The sequence below is a fragment of the Dissulfurirhabdus thermomarina genome, from assembly GCF_012979235.1.
Classification (GTDB): Bacteria; Desulfobacterota; Dissulfuribacteria; order Dissulfuribacterales; family Dissulfurirhabdaceae; genus Dissulfurirhabdus; species Dissulfurirhabdus thermomarina.
In genome coordinates, this window is the sequence record NZ_JAATWC010000002.1 from 1 (window position 1) to 20,470 (window position 20,470).

Here is a 20,470-nt window from a genome sequence, read left to right on the forward strand (position 1 = left end):
GTACGACCCGGACATCGCCAGCGACTGCTACCGGTGCCACCCGGGCAACAACGTGAACTGCTTCCGCGGCCACCACACCGGGAAGACCATCGACGGCCATCCCGTCTGGTGCACCGACTGCCACGGGGACCTCAACCAGCGGGTGGCCGAGGGCCAGCTCCTGGATCCATGGTCCGACCGGACCCTGCCCACCTGTTCCAAGTGCCACAGCTCCACGGGCGAGGGCGACGCCAAGGGTTACCTCAACATGGGGATCTTCGGGCAGTACCTCAACAGCCGCGGCCACCGGAACGACAAGATCCTCTGCTCCACCTGCCACGGCGAGCCGCATGCCCTCTATCCTTCCACCCTGCCGGCGGACAACGCGCAGATCGAGGCGCTCCAGAACGACCCGCGCCCCATCGGCGTCTGCGACACCTGCCACACCGGCAAGAGCAGCACCTGGGGCAAGCCGCCGCACTAGGGCTTGACGCCGGTCGCTCGACCGCGTAAGCAAGGGGGGAGGGTTCGCCCTCCCCCCTTTTTGGGTGCGTCCCGAACGGGTGCCGTCCTTCGGGTGTGCCTGCCCACCGCTTCGAACCGGTACGAGGCATGCCCGGCACCGGCACGCCGGTCATCCAGGAGTGAGCCGCCATGATCCGTTTCGTCCTCTTCGTTTTGTACTTGGCCTTCGCCTCGGCCGCCCCGTGTCCCGCCGCCGGGGGAGCGGCTCCGGCCCCTGACCTCGAAAAGACCGCCGCCCTGCTCGACCGGTGGGCCGCCCGCGACCGGTTCCCCGACTCCGTGAGCTTCGCCTACTACCACGTCTACTCGCGCACGGCCCTCGGCCGGCCCGTGCCGAAGGAGATGGCCGACCGGCTGGCGGCCTTCGTGGCCAAGTGCCAGGGGCCGGACGGGGGGTTCCGCTCCGAGCCGAAGTACGATCCCAGGTCCGGGGTGCTGGAGACCGACTTCGCCCTGCGCGCGCTGGACCTCCTGGGCCGCCGGGACGCCGTGGACGCCAAGAAGGCCGCCGCCTTCCTCGCCGCCATGGCGGACGACTCCGGGGGGCTTCGGCCCGAGCCCGGGGCGGCCCCGTCCCTCGCGGCCACCTGCCGCGGGGTGAGCGCCCTGGCCCGGCTCGGCGCCCTGGACCGCCTGGACCGGAAGCGGACCGCCGCCTTCATCCGGCGGCACGAGGCGGCCGGGGGCGGCTTCGCCATGCTGCCCGGAAAGCCCGCCTCCGTCCGGGCCACGGACCTGGCGGTATCGGCGCTCGCCGAGCTCGGCGCCCTCACGCCGGAGGTCCGCGCCCGTGCCGTGAAGTTCCTGAAGGGGACCCGCTATTCCGGGCTCGTCAAGGGGAAGAAGTTCCGGGGGCTGCCCTTCCTGGAGGCCATGGCGCAGGAGCTTTCGGCCCTGGCCCGGCTCGGGGCCCTGGCGGAGGTGGACACCGCGTCCATCCGCCGGTTCGTCCACTCGCTCTACGTGCCCTACAACGGCGGCTTCGGGCCGCGCCCGGGATACGGGACCACGCCGCCGGCCACCTTCCACGGCCTCTACTGCCTGGTGCGGCTCGGGGATCTTCCCGATCCCGAGGCCGCCGCCCGGCGGCGTTGAGCCGACCGCCGGCGCAAAAAAGATGGTCTCGTAAAAGGTCTTCTGAGTGGAGGCTCGGGAAGAATCGCCAAATGCAAGGCTCAAGAAAGCAGCGCGAGGCTGTAGAGAGGCTTATCAGAGTGGAGGCTCGGGAAGAATCGCCAAATGCAAGGCGCGAGGGAATGAGGCGTACTTGAGCTGCGCCGCAACGACGAGGGCATCCGAAGCAACACGGCAGCCCGCGACTCTTTGCGACGCCATCAGAAAAGGGCCGGGCGTTTCGCCCGGCCCCGTCGTTTCCTGGTGGGCCGTCAGGGTCTCGAACCCCGAACCTACTGATTAAGAGTCAGTTGCTCTACCAATTGAGCTAACGGCCCGATCGTCGGGCTTTACTTACCCACCATCGCGCCGGATGTCAAGGACGACGGCGGCCCGGGCATGCTCCCCGCTCGCGCCGCCTCGCCGCCCGGTTGCCCCGGCGGGCTCTCGGCCTACTTCTCCATGAAGCTCTTGAGGAGCCGGCTGCGGCTCGGGTGGCGGAGCTTTCGGAGCGCCTTGGCCTCGATCTGGCGGATCCGCTCCCGGGTGACCATGAAGTCGCGGCCCACCTCCTCGAGGGTGTGGTCGCACTGTTCCCCGATGCCGAAGCGGAGGCGGAGGACCTTCTCCTCCCGGGGCGTCAGGGTGGCGAGCAGCGACCGGGTCTTCTCCACGAGGTTCTGGGCGGCGGCGGCCTCCTCCGGCGGCGGGACGTTGGGATCCTCGATGAAGTCCGCCAGCATGCTGTCTTCCTCGTCGCCGATGGGCGTTTCGAGGGAGACGGGGTCGCGGGCGATCTTGAGGATCTGGGCCACCTTCTTCTCGGGCAGGTTGAGGCAGGCGGCGACCTCGTCCGGCCCGGGCGTGCGCCCGGTCTCCTGGGTGAGGATCCGGGTGGCCCGGATGACCTTGTTCATGGTCTCCACCATGTGGACCGGGATGCGGATGGTGCGCGACTGGTCGGCGATGGCCCGGGTGATGGCCTGCCGGATCCACCAGGTGGCGTAGGTGCTGAACTTGTAGCCGCGGCGGTACTCGAACTTCTCCACCGCCTTCATGAGGCCGATGTTGCCCTCCTGGACCAGGTCCAGGAGGTGGAGGCCGCGGTTTCCGTACTTCTTGGCGATGCTCACCACCAGGCGCAGGTTGGCCTTGATCAGCTGGTCCTTGGCCCTCTTGACCCGGCGTTCCCCCTCCTGGAGCTGCCGGTGGAAGAGGCGGAGCTGGCCGGTGGTGAGGCCGAAGGCGGCCCAGGTCTCCTCGTCGGGGGCCTCCCGGAATTCCTCGTAGACCACGCGGAAGGTCTCGCAGGCGCTCAGCAGCAGGGGGCGCTCGATCCGCCGTTCCTGGAAGGGGGCGATCATGTGGCGGCGGTTTCGGGCCATCTTCTTCTGGAGGCGGCGGAGCGTCCGCCGGTCGGGGGGGGTGTCGATCCCTTCCTTCCAGAGGGCGAGGTTGGCCGCGTGGCGCCGGGCCACGATCTCGAGGCAGCGGGCAAGGGCCCCGGCGGCGGCCGGGATCTCCCGCGCCTTCGTCCCGTCGTCTTCGGCGGCCTTCTTCCTGGAGGCGGCGGGCGGGCGGATGAGGTCCAGGCCCGTCATGAGGAAGTTCTCCACGGCCCGCGGGCAGCCGAAGGCGGCGGCCAGCATGCGCCGTTCCCCGGATTCCATGGCCTCGGCGATCCGGACTTCGTCGTCGCGGGTCAGCAGCTCCGTGGCCCCCATCTCCCGCAGGTAGATCCGGACGGGGTCCACCGATGGGCCCGCGGCGTGGACCACCTCCTCCGGATCGGGCGGGAGGTCGGCCTCGGGTGCCGCGTCGGCTTCCAGGGGGAAGGCGGGATCCCGGTCTTCCGCGGCATCGTCGTCGAGATGCAGGTCGGGTTCCACGTCGGTTTCGGCGGCCGCCGGGATGTGCTCCGGGGCTTCGCCGGGCAGGATGGGCGGCCGCCGTCTCGGCCGGGAGCGCCCGGCGGAGGCCGCCGGTGGGGTCTTCTCGTGCACCCCCGTGGAATCCTTGGTCGGGTCTCCCATGCTCCCCTCCTTTGGGCAGGGCCCCCCGGGCGCGGCGGGGCGTGTCATCGAAGCGCCTGGATCTGTTCCAGTATCCGGGCCGGATCGCCGGCGGGGTCACTCCGGATTCGGTCCAGGAGTTCCCGCCGAAGCGCCTTCTTCCTTTGTTCTCGGCAATACGTCAAGAGGCGGTGAACCGTCGCCTCGATGTCGTCGCAGGCAGGGGTCTCCTTGGCCAGGCGGGCGGCCAGGGCCTTGAGCTCGGGGAGGCCTTCCAGGCGGAGGAGGAAGGTGGCCAGGTCCAGGGGGCCACCGGCCTCCATGAGGTGGACGAGGCCGTTCCAGAGTTCCCGGTGGTCCGGGTCGTCCAGCCAGTTCTCGAGGCCTTCGCCCGCGAAGGCGGGCACGTGCTCCGGGTGGCAGAGGAGGAAGCCCACCAGGGATTTCTGCGCCGTGGCCTGGACGGCGCCGCCTCCGTGCGCCGCCGCCCGGCGCTCGCGCGGGGCGCCGCGGCGCTCCATCCGCAGGCGCTGGACGAGGCTGTCTTCCCGGAGGCCGGTCCGCCGGCAGACGTGGGCCACGTGGAGGGACTGGCGGACCGGGTCGCGGACGGCCTCGAGGAGCGGGACGAGGTCGTCCACGGCCCGGGCCGTGCCCTCAGGGGTGTCCCCGTGGAGTCGGCGTCCCTGGTCCAGGGCGAAGTCGATCCATGCCGGAGCCGCCTCCGCCAGGGCCCACCAGGCCTTCGGCCCCTCGCGCCGGACGAAGGAATCCGGGTCGTCTCCTTCCGGGAGACACAGGACCCGGACGTTGAGATCCTCCCGGAGCAGGAGGGGGATGGACCGGAGGGCCGCCTTGAGGCCCGCCGGATCGGCGTCGAAGACCAGGATCCATTCCCGGGCATAGCGGTGGAGGAGCCCCGCGTGCTCCGCGGTGAGGGCGGTGCCCAGGGTGGCGGCCACGGCCTCGATGCCGGCCTGGACCAGGGCCAGGAGATCCATGTACCCCTCCACCACGAAGCCCCGGCCGGCCCGCCGCACGGCCTCCCGGTTCTGGTGCAGGCCGTAGAGCACCTCGCCCTTCCGGTAGAGGGGGGTCTCGGGGGAGTTGAGGTACTTGGGCTGGCCGTCCCGGATGAGCCGGCCGCCCAGGGCCACCACGCGGCCGGAGAGGTCGAGGATGGGGAAGACGATCCGCCCGCGGAAGCGGTCGTAGCAGCCGGAACCGCTCCGACGCTCGGCCAGGAGGCCGGCGGCCATGCCGGTGGCCGCCGGGACCCCGGCGGCCTCCAGGCGCCGGGCCAGGAAGTCCCATCGGTCGGGGGCCCATCCCAGGCGGAAACGCCGCCGGATCTCGGGCGCAAGGCCCCGGCGGTCGAGGTAGGCGCGAGCCTCGGCGGCCTCGGGGGCCTTCTCGAGGGCCTCCCGGTAGACCTCGGCGGCCAGCTCGTTGGCTGCCGCCAGCTGCTCCCGCTGGTCCTTTACGGCCTGCTGACGGGGCGAGAGGGGGCGTTCCGGAACGGGGATGCCGTAGCGGGCCGCCAGGGCCTTGACCGCCTCCACGAAGGTGAGGCCCTCCACCTTCATGAGGAACTTGAAGACGTCACCGCCTTCCCCGCACCCGAAGCAGTGGAAGGTCTGGCGGTCTTCGTTGACGCTGAAGGAGGGATCCGTGTCGGCGTGGAAGGGGCAGACGCCCATCCAGCTGCGCCCGGCGCGCCTCAGGGGGAGGTATTCACCCACGATCTCGCGAATCCGGGCGGCCTCGCGGACGCTTCGGATGACCTCTTCCGGGATCATGCTCTCCTTGGCGGGCGGGTGTGGCCCGTTCGCGTCGGCATCCGTGGGTGTCTGAACGACCGGGGAGGAATCACCGGCCTCATATTAACAGCCGCCGTTGGCCTGTCAACGGGAGGGAGGGGCCTCCTTGCCGCCAGGACGGCCGGTTGCCGGTGTCCCGACCTCGAGGCACCGGCGCAGGGCCTCCGGCAAGGAGGTCAGACGGCCGTTTCGGTCCACGGCGGCATGGGTGGTGAAGGCCGCCGCCAGGAGCCGCCCGTCCGCCTCCCGGGTGATCTCGTAGTGGAACCGGAGGGTCACCCGGGTGTGGCGGGCCAGCGAGGTGGCGATCACCAGGTCGTCGTCGTAGCGGGCCGAGGCCTTGTACCGGCAGTAGACCTCGGTCGCCGGGAGGAGGATTCCTTCTTCCCCGAGCTGCCGGTAGGAGAGGCCGAACCGGTGCCGGAAGTATTCCGTCCGCCCCATCTCGAGGAGGCGGAGGTAGTTGCCGTAGTACACCACCCCGGCGGCGTCGGTGTCGCCGTAGATGACCCGGTACGAATGCCGGTGCACGGGCTCGCGGAGGGCGAGGTCCGGGGTGGGGCCTCCCCGGTTCCGGGCGGCGGCCGTCATCGCTTCTTGGGAGAGGGGTCGGCGTCCGCCGGAGGCCGGCCCAGGAGGCGGGGCAGGAGATGGTGCCCGGCCTCCAGGCGGATGCCGGTCTTGGCGGCCTCGGCCTCCGTGAAGGCCGCGCCCTGGTGCTCGGCGGGGTTCAGGCTGTCGTAGAGCACGAAGGGAACCGGTCCGGGGGCGTGGGTCCGGAGCCGGACGGGGGTGAAGTGGTCCGTCACCACCAGCAGCCGGAAGGGGGCCCCGAGGTCCTTGAGGCCCTCGAGGACGGGGAGCACCAGTTCCTTGTCGAAGCGCTCGATGGCGCGGACCTTGGCCTTGGCGTCCCCCATGTGGCCGGCCTCGTCCGGGGCCTCGAGGTGCACCACCACGAGGTCCTTTTCGCGGGCGGCCTCGAGGGCGGCCTGGGCCTTGCCGCGGACGTTGGTGTCGATCCAGCCGGTGGCCCCGGGGACGGAGATCCCCTGGAGGCCGGCCCAGGCGCCGAGGCCCTTGATGAGGTCCACGGCGGCCACCACCGCCCCCTCCACCCCGTAGAGATCCCGCAGGGGGGCGATCCGGGGCCGCCGCCCCTGGCCCCAGGGCCACAGGGCGTTGGCCGGGGGTTTGCCCTCGCGGCGCCGCCGCTCGTTGACCTCGTGGCGATGGAAGTAGGTGACCGCCTTGGTGAGGAGCTCGTAGAGGAGGGGCTCCTCCTCGTAGGCGTACCAGGCCTCCGTGACGTCCTGGCCGGTCACGTCGTGGGGGGGGACGGTGTCGAGGCCCTCCGGCCCGCCCCGCCAGACGAGGAGGTGGCGGTAGCTCACCCCCGGCCGGAGCTCGAAGGACCGGCCCGAGACCAGGGGGGCCAGGCCCGTGACGAGTTCCCGGGCCTCGTCGTCGGTGATGTGGCCGGCGCTGTAGTCCTGCATGACCACCCGGCCCTCGCGAAAGCCCAGGGTGACCAGGTTGCACCGGAAGGCCACGTCCTCGGGGTTCAGGGCCACCCCCATGGCCGCGGCCTCGAGGGGGCCGCGGCCCGTGTAGTGCCTTTCGGGGTCGTAGCCCAGGAGCGACATGTTGGCCACGTCGCTCCCGGGCGGCATGCCCTCGGGGATGGTGGTCACCAGGCCCATCTCGCCGAGCCGGGCCAGGGTGTCCAGGGTGGGGGTCCGGGCGGCCTCGAGGGCGGTCTTGCCGCCGAGCACCGCCTCCGGGTAGTCGGCCATGCCGTCCCCGATGAGGACGACGTACCTGGGCGACTTTTCGGCCGGTTCTCCGGCCCCTTCGGCCGGGGCGGCCGCCGTCTTCGGCTCGTTCATGCGGGTGTCACCTCCGCGTTGGCGGACGCCGCGAGGGTGGCGGGATCCTCGATGCGGATCACCGTGGTCGGGTCCGTCACGACGTCGAGTTCGTCGATGCGGGCGAGGGCCCGGCGCACCCGGGCCTCCTCCGCCTCGTGGGTCAGCATGACGATGGGGACCGCGGCCCGGCTCCGCCGGCCCTTCTGGATCACCGCGGCGATGCTGATGCCGTTGTCGCCCAGGATGCCGGCGATCCGGGCGAGCACGCCGGGGCGGTCCTTGGCGGAGAACCGGAAGTAGTACCGGCACACCAGGGCCTCCATTGGCCGAAGCGGCACGGGGGCCAGGGCCTCGAAGGGGCCGCCGCAGGGCGGAACGCCGGCGGCGATGCCCCGGGCGATGTCCACGATGTCCGCCACCACCGCGCTCCCGGTGGGCATCTGCCCGGCCCCGGGTCCGTGGAGGAGGACCTGCCCCACGGCGTCGCCCACCAGGTAGAAGGCGTTGGCCGCCCCCTCCACCCGGGCCAGGAGGTGGTCGGCCGGGATCATGGTGGGATGGACCCGGAGCTCCAGGCCCTCGGGCCGGTGCCGGGCGATGGCCAGCAGCTTGATCCGGTACCCGAATTCCGCGGCGAAGGTGATGTCCAGCGGGGTGAGGCGCGAGATGCCCTCGGTGGCGATGTCGGCCGGGCCCACCGGGGTGGCGAAGGCCAGCGCGGCCAGGATGGCCAGCTTGTGGGCGGTGTCGATGCCGTCCACGTCGAAGGTGGGGTCCGCCTCGGCGTACCCGAGGCGCTGGGCCTCGGCCAGGGCCTCGTCGAAGGCGAGGCCGTCGTCGGTCATCCGGGTCAGGACGTAGTTGGCCGTCCCGTTCATGATGCCGGCCACCGTCTCGATGCGGTTGGCCACGAGGCCCTCCTTGAGGGTCTTGATGACCGGGATACCGCCGCCCACGCTGGCCTCGAAGCCCACGGCGACCCCCGCCTCGGCGGCGGCCGCGAAGATCTCCGATCCGTGTTCGGCGAGCAGGGCCTTGTTGGCGGTGACCACGTGCTTGCCGGCCGCGATGGCCTGGAGCACCACGGAGCGGGCCGGTTCGATGCCGCCGATGAGCTCCACGAAGACCCGGATGGCGGGGTCGTCCAGGAGGTCCCGCACGTCGGCCGTCACCCGGCCCGGGTCCAGGGGGAGCCCCCGGAGGTCGTCCGGGTGCCGGTCGCAGACACGGGCGAGCTCGAGCCGGGAGCCGGCCCGCCGGGCGAGGAGCTCCGCCTGGTCAAGGAGGATGCGGGCCGTGCCGGTTCCCACGGTGCCGAGGCCGAAGAGCCCGATCTGGCAGACTTTGGTCATGGGGTCGCTCCGGGGGCCGGGGGGCGACGGCCTCGGGTCTCGAGGCGCCGGCCGGTCCCGGCTAATCTAAACACTTCGCCCGGCCTGGGCAAGCTCGGCGGCGATGCTTCCCATCGCCTCGTCGCTGCGGCGTACCATGAGTCCGCCTCGTTCCTCGCGATGGTCGGGCCTCGTCCTTGGTGATTCTCGCTGAGCCATCCTCGCGCCATTGGCTCGGGTGGTTCCCCGGGCCGGGACTTCCGGCGAGGCCGTCGTCAAGCCGACCGCTTCCCGGGAAACTGCGCCGAGGCACCCCGCCGCCTCAAGGGCGTTCCGGGATCGCCCGATAAGAGCGGTGGAATCGGGGCATCCCGCGGGCCGGCCGCCGGGACGCCCACAGGTCGTGCGCAACGAGAGGGGCACCAGGTCCGCCATGAGCCTCGTGGGAGAGGAGAAGATCTTCGTCACGCCGGACGAGGGGGCGGGGCTCGGCCGGCCGCGCCGGTTCGCGGCGGCCCTCCTGAGCTTCGGGGTCTTCGCGGCGGTCTGGCAACTCGGGGTGGCCGCCTTCCACGTCTCGCCCCTGACTCTGCCGGGGCCCGCGGACGTCGCGGCGGGGCTCTGGGAGCTCCTCTGGTCCGGCCGCCTCCTCGATCACGTGGTGGCGAGCCTCTTCCGGGTGACCTGGGGGTATCTCCTCGCCGTGGTCCTGGCCGTGCCCCTCGGGCTCGTGCTCGGGGTCTGGTCCCTGGGCTGGCGGCTCTTCAACCCCGTGATCCAGTTCTTCCGGCCCATCTCGCCCTTGGCCTGGATCCCGCTGGCCCTCACCTGGTTCGGCATCGGCGACCGGCCCGCCATCTTCCTGATCTTCCTCTCGTCCTTCTTCCCGCTCCTGGTCTTCACCATGAGCGGCGTGGCCTGCGTCAAGACCACCTACATCCGGGTGGCCCTCAACTTCGGCATCCGGGGGGTGGAGCTTCTCCGGCGGGTCATCCTTCCCGGTGCCCGGCCGAGCATCGTGGTGGGGCTCCGGATCACCCTGGGGACGGCCTGGCTGGTGATCGTGGCGGCCGAGATGATCGCCGTGAAGTCCGGGCTCGGCTACCTCATCGTGGACGCCCGCAACGCCTTCCGCATGGACCAGGTGGTGGGGGGAATGGTGGTGATCGGCGCCATCGGCCTCGGCCTCGACCTCGTCATCCGCCGCCTCGAGCTGCTGCCGAGCATCCGGTGGCACCAGATGGAGCGATGAGGGAGCTGCGCGCCGAGGGGCTGGTCAAGGCCTACCGGGAACGGCGCCGCATCCCCGGACGCCCGCGCCTGGGGGGCACCGGGGCGGACTACCTCGTCCTCAAGGACATCAACCTCCACCTCAAGGGCGGGGAATTCACTTGCATCCTCGGTCCCTCCGGGTGCGGCAAATCCACGTTGCTCCGCATCCTGGCCGGCTTCGACCGGCCCACCTCGGGCCGGGTCCTCATCGACGGGGAACCCGTCCGGGGCCCGAGCCCCCGCCACATCTTCGTCTTCCAGGAGGACGGGCTCTTCCCCTGGATGACCGCCCGGGAGAACGTGGCCGTCGGGGCCCGGTTCATCCCGGACCCGGCGGAACGGGAGCGCCGGATCCGCGAATACCTCGACCTCGTGGGCCTCGAGGGCTTCGAGGAGCACTACCCGCACCAGCTCTCCGGCGGGATGCGGCGGCGGGCGGAGGTGGCCCGGGCCCTCATCACCAACCCGGAGATCCTTTTCATGGACGAGCCCTTCGGGGCCCTGGACTTCGTCACCCGGCTCCAGATGCGGGAGGAGATGGTGAACGTCCACCTCATGTTCGAGACCACCCTCCTCTTCATCACCCACGACATCGACGAGGCCCTCCACCTCGGCGACCGGATCGTGGTCCTGAGCGACCGGCCGGCCGAGGTGAAGGCCAACATCTCGCTCCCCTTTCCCCACCCGCGGGACCTCGGCTCGGGGGAACTGGCCGATCTCCGCCGCGAGATCTACTTCCTCATGGGCCTCCACGCGGCCCTCTAGGCTCGATCCCGCGGCTTGCCCCCGTTGGGGCGACCGGGTAGTCTCCCTGGATCCGCGGCGGCTTGGAGAGGGCGTCGGGCCGAGTCGCGTGGAACTGCAGGTCATGGGGGTGTGCCCTCCCGCGGCGAGTGCCCCCGCCCTTCGGGACGCCCGATAACGGGCCGTCTGCGGCGTTGGCGACTCGTCGATAATTATGATGGCCTCGTAACAAGCCCCTGGGTGGAGGCCCGGCAAAGATCGCCGAATGCAAGGTGCGGGGATGTCGTGGAATGAGGCGTACTTGAGTTCCGCCGCAATGACGAGGCCCCCGGATCCGTGGCGGCTTTCAGCTCCATTGGGCCGGGGTGCCTGGAATCTCACATGGGCAGACATGATCCTCCGTAACGGACCCACCCCGCCGCCCTTCGGGGCGCCCGATAACGGGTCATCTGCGGTGCTGGCGACTCGTCAGGTATTATCGACATCGTCGCCGCCTTGTCTGGCCCGTTCTTGAACGCCACGGATCCAGGACACCTCCCCATGATCCTCGACGAGTTGCTCCCATCGGTCCGGGCCCCGGCCCGCTACCTCGGAGCGGAGACCAACGCCCGGCGAAAGCCCTGGGACGGCGCCCGGTGCCGCTGGGCCCTGGTCTTTCCGGATCTCTACGAGATCGGGATGTCGCATCTCGGCCTCCACGTTCTCTACCACGTCCTGAACGACCAGCCGGACCTCCTCGCCGACCGGGCCTACTGCCCCGACCTCGACATGGAGCGGCTGTGCCGCGAGCGGGGGGTCCCCCTCTGGGCCCTCGAGAGCCGCCGGCCCTTGGCCGAGTTCGACGTGGTGGCGGTGACGCTCCCCTACGAGCTCTGCTACGCCAACATCCTCACGGTGCTGGATCTCGCCGGCATCCCCCTGCGCGCCGCGGACCGCGGCCCCGGCGACCCCCTGGTGCTGGGCGGCGGCAGCGGCGCCGCCAACCCCGAGCCCGTGGCCCCGTTCTTCGACGCCGTCCTCTTCGGCGACGGCGAGGAGGCCGTGGTGGAGATCGCTCGGGCGGTGGCCGACTGGAAGGCCGCCGGCGGGCGGGACCGGCGGCGCCTCCTGGAGGCGCTCGCCGGCGTCGCCGGGCTCTACGTCCCCGCCTTTCATCCCGTCCGGTCCGACCCGGAGGGTCGTTTCCTGGTGCCGGTGGGGCCCCCGGAGGGGCCGGCCGGGGTGCCCCGCCGCGTCGCGGCCGACCTCGACGCCTTTCCCCCGCCGGCGGCCCCGCTGGTGCCCCTCGTCCGCATCGTCCACGACCGGCTCGGCCTCGAGGTGGCCCGCGGCTGCACCCGGGGGTGCCGCTTCTGCCAGGCCGGGGTGATCTACCGGCCCGTCCGGGAGCGGGACCCGGCCCTCCTCCTCGACCGGGCTGCGGCGGCCCTGGCGGCCACGGGGTGGGAGGAGGTCTCGCTCCTGTCGCTGAGCACCGGGGACTACTCCTGCCTGGAGCCGCTGCTCGCCGCGCTCATGCGCCGCCTCGGCCCCCGCCGGGTCGGGGTCTCGCTCCCCTCCCTCCGGGTCGGGACGCTGACCCCGGCGGTCATGGAGGAGATCCGAAGGGTCCGGAAGACGGGCTTCACCCTGGCCCCCGAGGCCGGGAGCGAGCGGCTCCGCCGGGTCATCAACAAGGGCATCACCGAGGCGGACCTCCTGGACACCGCGGCCCGGGTGTGGGAGATGGGCTGGCCCGCGGTGAAGCTCTACTTCATGATAGGGTTGCCCACGGAGACCCGGGAGGACGTGCTCGCCATCGCGGATCTGGCGCGGCGCGTGCGCGACGCCGGCGGGGCGGGGCGGCGCGGGCGCCAGGTCACGGTGAGCGTGGGGACCTTCGTTCCGAAGCCCCACACGCCGTTCCAGTGGGAAGCCCAGGTGGGGGAGGCGGTGTCCCGGGAGCGGATCGAAGAACTCCGGGCCGCCCTCCGGGGCCGCGGCCTCCGGCTCAAGTGGCACGACCCCCGGCAGAGCTTCCTGGAGGGGGTCTTCAGCCGGGGCGACCGGCGCCTCGCCGACCTGGTGGAGCGGGCCTGGCGCCTCGGGGCCCGGCTCGACGCCTGGTCCGATCACCTTCGGCCCGACCTCTACCGCCGGGCGGCGGCGGATCTCGGGATCGACCTCGAGGCCTATCTCGGCCCCCGGGCCCTCCACGGGCCCCTCCCGTGGGACCACCTCCTTTCGGGTGTCTCCAGGGAGTACCTCCACCGGGAGCGGGACCGGGCCTTCCGGCTCGAGCCCACCCCGGACTGCCGGCGGGGCGGCTGCACCAAGTGCGGCGTCTGCGACTTCCGCCGGGTGCGGCCCGTGGTGCGCCCGGGGGCGCCGGATCTCCCCCAGGAGCCGGCCCCGGCTTCGCCTCCGCCTGCCGGGATCGCCCTCCGCCTCCGGTGGGAGAAGCGGGGGGGCGCCCGGTTCCTCGGTCACCTCGACGCGGCCCGGGCCTTTCACAGGGCGGCCCGCCGCGCGGCCCTCCCGGTGCGGTACTCGGAGGGGTTCCACCCGATGCCGAGGCTGTCCTTCGGGCCGCCGGTCCCGCTCGGGACGGAGAGCCAGGCCGAATGGGCGGTGCTGGTCCTCGAGCGGCCCGTGCCGCCCGGGGAGGTGGCCGAGCGGCTCAACGCCCACCTCCCGGAGGGGCTCCGGGTTGTGTCGGCCGAGCCCGCCGGCGCCGATCGGTCCGTGGCGCCCCCGGCGGAGGTCACCTACCGCCTGGATCTCCCCCGCCCGGTCCCGGACCTCGCCGAGCGGATCGAGGCCTTCCGGGAGGCGGCGGCCTGGCCCGTGACCCGCCGCCGGGGGGATCGGGAGCGGTCGGTGGACGCGCGCCCCCTGGTGGCGGCCCTCGAGCCCTGGCCGGGGGCCGGGGGGGAGGGGACGGCGCTCCGCCTCGTCCTCCGCTCCGTGTCCGGGGCCTCGCTCAAGCCCGCGGAGGTGGCGGCCTCGGTGCTCGGGCTCGACGCGGCGGTCCTCGCGGGCGTGCGGGTCCTCAAGGTGGGGGCGTGAGGGGCGGGGTGTCCCGGGAGGCCGGGTAGTAGGGACATGCCCCGCGCCGGCAGCCGTGGGGGTGGCGCTCGGCGTGCCCGCAGGCCGGGGTGCGGGGGATCGGCAAGGCGACCCCGAAGTAGGCGTGGAGGAACCGGCAGGCCACCTCGATGCACTTGAGGGCGTAGGCCTTGCAGCAGCTCGGCCCGGTGAGGCCGGCCACGGCGGCCGCTGCCGCGGCCGTCACCGCCATGGTCCGGCGCTGCCGCTCGCGGGTGCCGCACTTCGAGCCCAGCAGGGTGGCGAAACACGCCCCCACGGCGGGGATCACCCCGCAGACCCCGGTGAGGCCGCAGTAGCCGCCGATGGCCTGGCGCCGTACCCGTTCCAGGATCTCCGCCTCGGCCGCCGGCGGGATCACCACGGTGCCCTCGGTGTTGAGGGCGGTGACGAGGGCCAGGGCGGCAATGGCGGCGTGGTGGCATCCCAGCATGGGCACGGCGGGGTCGTCGGTGACGACCTGGAAGAGCCGGACCGGGTCGGGCGAGGGATCGGCCCTGTACCGCGCGGTCGCCAGCTCGATCGCCGCCCGGTCGTGGCAATCGTCGCAGACGAAGTGTCCGCCGGGGCACCGGATGGCCCCCATGAAGGACCGGCCGCAGGAGGTACAGGTCATCGGGATCGCCCGGTCGAGGTACTCGAGGGGCGCCCCGCATGTCAGGCAGTTTTCGACAAAGCTCCCGGCTTCGCCGGACCCGGCGGCCCGAACGGGTCGCTGGTCGCCAGCGGTTCAGCAGCGGTCCGGGTGGGTGTCGGCCATGCCGTGCCTCGCGTCCGTGTCTCCGGCGGCGGAAGCCGCCTTTGTTCCATGATACCGCTCCCGGGCCCGGCGGGCCAGCCGGGGGCGGTCAGGCGGGGGGAGCCCCGCGTTTTTCGCCCGGTTCCAGCAGCCCCAGGAGCCCGCCGGCCGCGGCGACCCGATCGGCGAAGGGGGAGGGCGGGGCGAAGCGGAGCGCCGGGCCGCCGGTGGCGAAGAGGCGCCGGCCCTCCAGGTCGAGCACGGCCTCGAGCTCGGTCCCCGGGGGCCAGGGGACCGCTCCCTCCACGCTCCGGTGGGGGATCCCCAGGTTGACGAGGTTCCGGTGGAAGATCCGGGCGAAGCTCCGAGCCAGGACGAGCCGGACGCCCCGCTCCCGGAAGACCTGGGCCGTCACCTCCCGGGAGGAGCCGCAGCCGAGGTTCCGCCCGGCCACGATCACGGCCCCCGGCGGGACGCGCCGGGACCACTCCTCGGAGACGCCCCGGAGGAAGCCCTCGCGGATGCGGGCGGGGTCCAGGCTGAAGTAGTCCGGCGGGTGGAGGAGGTCGGTGGAGACGTCGTCGCCCAGGACGAAGACGGGAACGGTGACGGGGCCGCTCATGTGCCGGGCCTCCTTCCGGGTGCCCCGCGCCGCGGCCCGTCCGGCGCCACCTCCTCGGGCGCGGCGATGCGGCCGGCCACGGCGCTGGCCGCCACCACCGGGGCGGAGGCGAGGTAGGTCTCGCCCCGGCCGGTCCGGCCGGGAAAGTTCCGGTTGGAAGTGGCCACCATGACCTGGCCCCGGCCGAGGATGCCCTTGTCGATGCCGCCGCAGGGCCCGCAGCTCGGGATGCCCACCATGCCCCCGGCCGCCACGATGTCGGAGAGGTAGCCCGCCTCCAGGGCCTCCTGGTAGACCGCCCGGGAGGCCGGGATCACCACGAGCCGCACCCCGGGCGCCACCCGGCGTCCCCGGAGGAGGCGGGCCGCGTCGGCCAGGTCCTCGATGCGCCCCCCGGTGCACGAGCCGATGAAGGCCTGGTGGATGCGTACACCGGCGAGGGCGTCCACCGGCTCGACGTGCCAGGGGGCGGGCGGGACGGCCACCAGGGGCCGGCCGGGAAGGGGGACGGTGAGTTCCCCGTGGTAGGCGGCGTCGGCCTCCGGCGCCAGGGGCGATTCCGGCCACCGCCCCCCCTTGGCCTCGACGTAGGCCCGGGTCACCGCGTCGGGCACCATCAGGAAGAAGGCCGCGCCCATCTCGGCCCCCATGCAGGCCAGGGAGAACCGGGAGTCCATGGAAAGCGGCGGCTCGCACCGGTCCACGCACTCGTAGGCGAGGTCGGCCCCGGCGGGGGCCGGCCCGGTCCGCCGCAGCACGGCCAGGGCGGCGTCCTTGCCGCGGATCCACGGCCCCCGGCGGCCCTCCAGGACGAGGCGCCGGACCTCGGGGGGCGCCATCCATGTCCACCCCGCGGCCATGGCGAAGAGGATGTCCGTGGAGCCCAGGCCCGTGGCCAGGGCCCCCAGGGCGCCGGCGGTCACCGTGTGGGAGTCCGCCCCGATGATGAACTGGCCCGGGCCGGTGGCCGGGTCTTCCACCAGGAGCTGGTGGCAGATGCCGTCGAAGGGGCGGTTTCGGATGCCCGGGAGCCCGGCGGTGAAGTCGAGGTACTTCTGGAGGATCTCGGCCCGTTCCGCGCTGGCCGGGGGCACGAAGTGGTCGGCCGCGGCGAGGATCCGCCCCGGGTGGGCCGGCGGGCGGCCCAGGGCCCGGAACCGGTCCACCAGGAGGGCGCCCGTGGCGTCGTGGAGGAGCAGGTGATCGTAGCGGACGTGGAGGAGGTCTCCCTCCCGGCCGGCGATGTGGGCCTCCAGGATCCGCTCGGTCAGGGTCGCCGGCATCCGGTGACCTCGGCGAGCAGGGCGTCCAGCACCGACTCGGAAAGCCCCAGCCGCGAGCGGTAGAAGCGGCGGCATTCCCGGACGAAGGCCCGGAGTTCCCCGTCCTTGTGCACCTCCTGGAAGGACTTGATCCGCTCGAGGAGACGGCGCTTTTCGGTCTCGGCCAGGCGCACCCCCCGCCGCTCGAGGAGCCACTCGAGGTGTTCGATCCCCGTGTGCTTGCCCAGCACGAAGCCCCGCTCCTGCCCCACCAGGGCGGGGTCGTAGGGTTCGTAGCTCCCCTCCCGGCGCAGCAGCGCCCGCGAGTGGAGCCCGGACTCGCAGCGGAAGGTGTTGAAGCCCGCCACGGGCTTGTGGGGGGCGATGGGGATGCCGGAGACCTCCTCCACCAGTTCGCAGAGGCCCCTGAGGGCCTCGGGGCGGACGTCGGTGGCGAGGCCGAGCAGCTCCCGCGCGGCCACCACGAACTCCTCCAGGGGGGCGTTTCCGGCCCGCTCGCCGATGCCGTTCACGGTGCCCGAGAAGTAGGCGGCCCCCGCGGCCACGGCGGCCAGGCTGTTGGCCGTGGCGAGGCCGAAGTCGTTGTGGCTGTGGACGCCCACCCGGATATCCGGGAAGGCGGCCCGGAGGCGGGCGACCTTCTCCCGCATCCGCCAGGGGGTGAGGGCGCCGACGCTCTCCGCCACGATGAAGTCGCGCACGCCGAGGCCGCGGAGCGCCAGGACGGCCTCGTGCTCCGCGGCTTCGCCCGACCGCCCGGCGTCCTCCAGGACCACCATGCAGGCGAGGTCCAGCCGCAGGGCCTCCTCCACGGCCGCAGAGATGCGGGCCTGGAAGGCCTCGAGGTCCACGGAGCGGATGAGCCCCCGGAGGATCCCGGAGATGGGGAAGAAGAGGAAGACACCCTGGGCCCCGAGGTCCCGGCAGCGCCGCACCTCGTCCGGGTCCGGCCGCACCGTGGCGAAGACCCGGGCGCGGAGCCCCTCGGCGGCGATGCGCCGGAGGGCTTCGGCCTCCTCCCGGGAGACCACGGGGAAGCCGGCGTCGAGGTAGGTGACGCCGGCGGCGTCCAGGGCCCGGGCGATCTCGACCTTCTCCCGGACGGTGAAATAGACCCCGGCGGCCTGTTCCCCGTCGCGGAGGGTGCTGTCGATGGTGAGCACCGGGGGGCGGGCGGCGGGGTCGGCGGCGGTCGGAGCGGTCATGGCTCTGGGTGCAGGGCCTCGAGGGGGAGGACCCGCTTCGGCCGGTAGGCCGAAAGGTCGAATGCACCCGCCATGTTACCGTCAATCTCCACTTCGCTCAAGCGGCACTCGATCCGCCGCCGGGTGTCCGTCGCCTGGATCCGGGTGGGGATCTCCACGCCGGGGGCGGGGGCCCGGTAATCCCCGTAGGTGACCACGGCCCCGGCCCGGCGCCAGGCGAGGAGGCGTCCCGTGGCCGCCTCCAGCCGGAGCTCTCCGTTCTCGAGGGGGAGCCGGACCTCCCCGCCGGTCACCTCCAGCCGGGTGCCCGCCCGGGGCCGCGCCCGGGCGGGGTCCGCCAGCAGGGCCGGAAAGAGGTCGGCCAGGGGGCCGCCGCCCGGCGGGGCCGCCCCGGTCCGCCCCCGGTACAGCGTGCGCCGGGCGGGGACGTAGACGCGGGTTGCCGCGCCGTCCCGGACCATGTCGAAGACCACGCCGCCGAAGGGCCCGTGCACCTGGAGGCGCACCCGGGGCGTCTCTCCCCTCAGATCCGCGACGAGGAGCCCCCGGAGGGTGGAGGGGCGGCCCCGGGGCGGAGGCGAGACGGTGAGGGAGAAGGCGGCCGAGAAGGCGCGGAGCCGCCGCCGCCGTTTCTCCAGATCCCGGAGGACGTCCGCGGGGGTGCGGCCCTCCCAGACCGGGGCCGGTCCCGGGGGCGCGTGCGGCCGGTCCGGGCCGGGGGCGCAGGCCGCAAGGCCCGCCGCCAGGGCCGCGCCGAGGAGGAACCGGGCCGCGGTCTTCATCGGCCGAGCGCCTGCACGCAGTCCCATGCCGTGGTGAACTCCAGGCGGTCGAGGAGGTAGTCCCACGCGCGCCGGGTGGAGCGGAGCCCGAAGCGGAGGACGAAACGCTTGACGAGGGGAAGGCGCGCCCGGGGGCGCTCCCGGACGAACTCCACCGGGTGGAAGTGGAAGACCGCGGGCGAACCCGCGCGGTTCATGGCCCGGGCCCGGGCCACCACGGCGGCGAGCGGCCAGGTCCGAAGCCCCCAGCCCCCGCCGGCGGGGAGCGGCAGGCCCGGGAGGTCGAGGACCAGGGGGGGCAGTTCCACCAACCGGCCGCGGCCCTCCTCCACCTCGAGGACGTGGGCGGAGCGGGGGAAGGCCGGGTTCCCCACGATGGGCAGCGGGGCCCGGCTCGAGTCGTAACGGAAGCCCGCCCGGATGATCTCGTCCACGGCCCAGGGGGCCCGCTGGTTGAGGGACCACTGGGGGGCCCGGAATCCCCGGATCTCCTGGCCGGTGAGTTCCCCGAGCAGGGCCCGCCCCATGGCGAGGTCCCCGGCGAAGGCCGCGGGGGCCGTCTCGTAGACCAGGGTGTGGTCGTAGCCGTGGTAGGCCACCTCGTGCCCCTCGCGGGCGATGCGCCGGACGAGTTCCGGTTGGCGCTCGGCCGAGTAGCCCACCACGAAGAATGTGGCCCGGGTGCGGCGGCGCTGGAGGAGGTCGAGGAGGACGTCCGTGGCCTCGTCCAGGATGGAGGGGAACGCGTCCCACCGCTGCCGGGGCAGGTGGCGGTCCACCTCGCAGACGTGGAACCAGTCCTCCCAGTCGATGCTGAGGACGTTCTTCATGGCCGAAGCTTACCACGGGGCGCCTCCCGGCGCTTGAGCACCGCCTTGAGCTGCGGGTCGTAGGGGAGGGCGGCCAGGGAGAGGAGGCGGGCGAAGAAGGGGGCCGGGTCCTCGGGGTCCAGGAGGTCGCACCGGGTGTCCGGATCCCGCAGCCGCCAAAAGTCCCGGGAGACACGCCCGCGGGCGGCCACCAGGTGAAGGAGGTCCCCCGGGACGAGGCAGCGGGCCTTGAGGCCCGGGCGCGGTGTGGGAGGCTTCGGGAGCGGGAGCCCCACCGCCCACCGGTAGAGGAGCACGGGGAAGTTCACGCCGGCCGCCACGGCCAGGGGGAGGGAGCCCCAGAAGCGGGGGTTCACCTCCAGGATCACCGGGCGCCCGTCCCGGGGATCCACCTTGAACTCCACCATGGCCACCCCGGTGAAGTCCAGCTCGGCCAGGAGCCGCTCGGCCGCGGCCTCGGCCGCCGGGTGCCGGAAGACCTCGCGGAGGGTGCTCGGCCCGCCGCCCGGGGGATACTCCCGGAGCCGGCGGTGGGTGAACCGGGCGTGCGTTCGCCCCCCGGGGCCCATGAGCAGGGAGACCCCGAGGGGGTCCCCGCCGGGGGGGATCCACTCCTGGGCCACGTAGGTCCGCCCCGTCGGCTCGATCCGCTCGAAGGCGCGGCCGAGGTCTTCCTCGGAGCGGCAGTAGTAGAGACCCCGGCCGCCTTCGCCGTACTCGGGCTTGAGGACCAGGGGGAGGCCGGGGTCGTCGAGGAGGCTCCAGTCCCTCGTCCCCCGGGGGAGGAGCCGGGTCCGCGGGACGGGAAGCCCCGCCCGCCGGGCGGCCTCCGCCGCGTGCCACTTGCTGGCCGCCCGGCGAAGCACGGGGTCCGGGGCGAAGGGGAAGCGGACGTGGGGGAGGAACCGGTCGCGGTTTACGCTCACCAGGAGCAGGGTCTGGAGCTCCATGGGGATGAGGACGTCGAAGTCGCCCCGGCGGACCGCGCGCTCCAGGGCGGCGAGGAAGCGGCGCGGCCGGGTGCGCGGCGAGGGGTAGACCACCCGGCGGTGGGCATGGCGCGAGAAGAAGGCGGCGGCGAGCCGGCTGGTCTCGCCCACGGTCACGTGGAGACCGGCGCGGCCGAGGGCCCGGACCGCGGCCACGGTCTTGGTCCAGTGGCCGTCGGTGACCAGGACCCGCCCCGTGAGGAGGAGGGGCCGGCGGGCCTTCGGGGTGTTCGGGGTCGGCTCGGGCATCCCGCCACTATACCCGG

At 73.1% G+C, this 20,470-nt stretch carries 16 protein-coding genes, 1 tRNA gene and 1 pseudogene; 5 read left to right on the top strand and 13 right to left on the bottom strand.

Annotated elements, in window-relative coordinates; genetic code table 11:
- Together HCU62_RS03410 and HCU62_RS03415 are read left to right on the top strand one after the other, a co-directional pair.
- A pseudogene (locus tag HCU62_RS03410) lies at positions 1–463 on the top strand (cytochrome C); the annotation flags it as partial.
- A 170-nt stretch (positions 464–633) separates the two neighbouring features.
- Positions 634–1,599, top strand: a complete 966-nt coding sequence (locus tag HCU62_RS03415; protein WP_163297997.1) for a prenyltransferase/squalene oxidase repeat-containing protein — start codon at positions 634–636, stop codon at positions 1,597–1,599.
- 280 nt (positions 1,600–1,879) lie between these two features.
- On the opposite strand, the gene HCU62_RS03420 is transcribed toward HCU62_RS03415, so the two are convergent.
- The 6 genes from HCU62_RS03420 to HCU62_RS03445 form a co-directional block, all read right to left on the bottom strand.
- Positions 1,880–1,955: transfer RNA gene (locus tag HCU62_RS03420), tRNA-Lys, on the bottom strand.
- A gap of 114 nt (positions 1,956–2,069) precedes the next feature.
- Positions 2,070–3,650, bottom strand: coding sequence for an RNA polymerase sigma factor RpoD (gene rpoD, locus HCU62_RS12900; RefSeq protein WP_374001933.1), 1,581 nt, complete (start codon positions 3,648–3,650; stop codon positions 2,070–2,072).
- A gap of 44 nt (positions 3,651–3,694) precedes the next feature.
- Entirely contained in the window at positions 3,695–5,428 is a 1,734-nt protein-coding gene (dnaG, locus tag HCU62_RS03430) for a DNA primase (RefSeq protein WP_163297998.1), read from the bottom strand.
- Positions 5,429–5,533: 105 nt separating this feature from the next.
- The gene (locus HCU62_RS03435; RefSeq protein ID WP_163297999.1) at positions 5,534–6,040 is read right to left on the bottom strand and encodes an acyl-CoA thioesterase; all 507 of its coding nucleotides are present in this window, start codon (positions 6,038–6,040) and stop codon (positions 5,534–5,536) included.
- Complete coding sequence (locus HCU62_RS03440; RefSeq protein WP_163298000.1) at positions 6,037–7,338, bottom strand: cofactor-independent phosphoglycerate mutase; 1,302 nt, start codon at positions 7,336–7,338, stop codon at positions 6,037–6,039. The genes HCU62_RS03435 and HCU62_RS03440 overlap by 4 nt, the downstream gene beginning before the upstream one ends.
- A complete protein-coding gene (locus HCU62_RS03445) occupies positions 7,335–8,672 on the bottom strand; it encodes a homoserine dehydrogenase (protein WP_163298001.1) in 1,338 nt (445 codons plus the stop codon). Before HCU62_RS03445 ends, HCU62_RS03440 begins: the two co-directional genes overlap by 4 nt.
- A 412-nt stretch (positions 8,673–9,084) precedes the next feature.
- Between HCU62_RS03445 and HCU62_RS03450 the strand changes: the two genes are divergently transcribed.
- From HCU62_RS03450 to HCU62_RS03460, 3 genes are all read left to right on the top strand, one after another.
- The gene (locus tag HCU62_RS03450; protein WP_163298002.1) at positions 9,085–9,903 is read left to right on the top strand and encodes an ABC transporter permease; all 819 of its coding nucleotides are present in this window, start codon (positions 9,085–9,087) and stop codon (positions 9,901–9,903) included.
- On the top strand, positions 9,900–10,688 hold the full coding sequence (locus tag HCU62_RS03455) for an ABC transporter ATP-binding protein (protein WP_163298003.1): 789 nt from the start codon (positions 9,900–9,902) through the stop codon (positions 10,686–10,688). The genes HCU62_RS03450 and HCU62_RS03455 overlap by 4 nt, the downstream gene beginning before the upstream one ends.
- A 489-nt stretch (positions 10,689–11,177) precedes the next feature.
- Positions 11,178–13,715, top strand: a complete 2,538-nt coding sequence (locus tag HCU62_RS03460; protein WP_169755432.1) for a TIGR03960 family B12-binding radical SAM protein — start codon at positions 11,178–11,180, stop codon at positions 13,713–13,715.
- On the opposite strand, the gene HCU62_RS03465 is transcribed toward HCU62_RS03460, so the two are convergent.
- The 7 genes from HCU62_RS03465 to HCU62_RS03495 all read right to left on the bottom strand — a co-directional run bounded on the left by HCU62_RS03465 (position 13,699) and on the right by HCU62_RS03495 (position 20,453).
- Positions 13,699–14,370, bottom strand: a complete 672-nt coding sequence (locus HCU62_RS03465) for a DUF5714 domain-containing protein (protein ID WP_163299913.1) — start codon at positions 14,368–14,370, stop codon at positions 13,699–13,701. The genes HCU62_RS03460 and HCU62_RS03465 overlap by 17 nt on opposite strands.
- A 232-nt stretch (positions 14,371–14,602) precedes the next feature.
- Entirely contained in the window at positions 14,603–15,115 is a 513-nt protein-coding gene (locus tag HCU62_RS03470) for a 3-isopropylmalate dehydratase small subunit (RefSeq protein WP_163299915.1), read from the bottom strand.
- The gene (locus tag HCU62_RS03475; protein WP_169755433.1) at positions 15,112–16,398 is read right to left on the bottom strand and encodes a 3-isopropylmalate dehydratase large subunit; all 1,287 of its coding nucleotides are present in this window, start codon (positions 16,396–16,398) and stop codon (positions 15,112–15,114) included. The genes HCU62_RS03470 and HCU62_RS03475 overlap by 4 nt, the downstream gene beginning before the upstream one ends.
- Positions 16,383–17,603: a homocitrate synthase/isopropylmalate synthase family protein gene (locus HCU62_RS03480; protein ID WP_169755434.1), complete on the bottom strand. Its 1,221-nt coding sequence runs from the start codon at positions 17,601–17,603 to the stop codon at positions 16,383–16,385. The genes HCU62_RS03475 and HCU62_RS03480 overlap by 16 nt, the downstream gene beginning before the upstream one ends.
- Positions 17,600–18,385: a hypothetical protein gene (locus HCU62_RS03485; RefSeq protein ID WP_169755435.1), complete on the bottom strand. Its 786-nt coding sequence runs from the start codon at positions 18,383–18,385 to the stop codon at positions 17,600–17,602. Before HCU62_RS03485 ends, HCU62_RS03480 begins: the two co-directional genes overlap by 4 nt.
- Complete coding sequence (locus tag HCU62_RS03490; protein WP_163299806.1) at positions 18,382–19,215, bottom strand: polysaccharide deacetylase family protein; 834 nt, start codon at positions 19,213–19,215, stop codon at positions 18,382–18,384. Before HCU62_RS03490 ends, HCU62_RS03485 begins: the two co-directional genes overlap by 4 nt.
- Positions 19,212–20,453, bottom strand: a complete 1,242-nt coding sequence (locus tag HCU62_RS03495; RefSeq protein ID WP_163299808.1) for a carboxylate--amine ligase — start codon at positions 20,451–20,453, stop codon at positions 19,212–19,214. Before HCU62_RS03495 ends, HCU62_RS03490 begins: the two co-directional genes overlap by 4 nt.
- Positions 20,454–20,470: the final 17 nt, after the last annotated feature.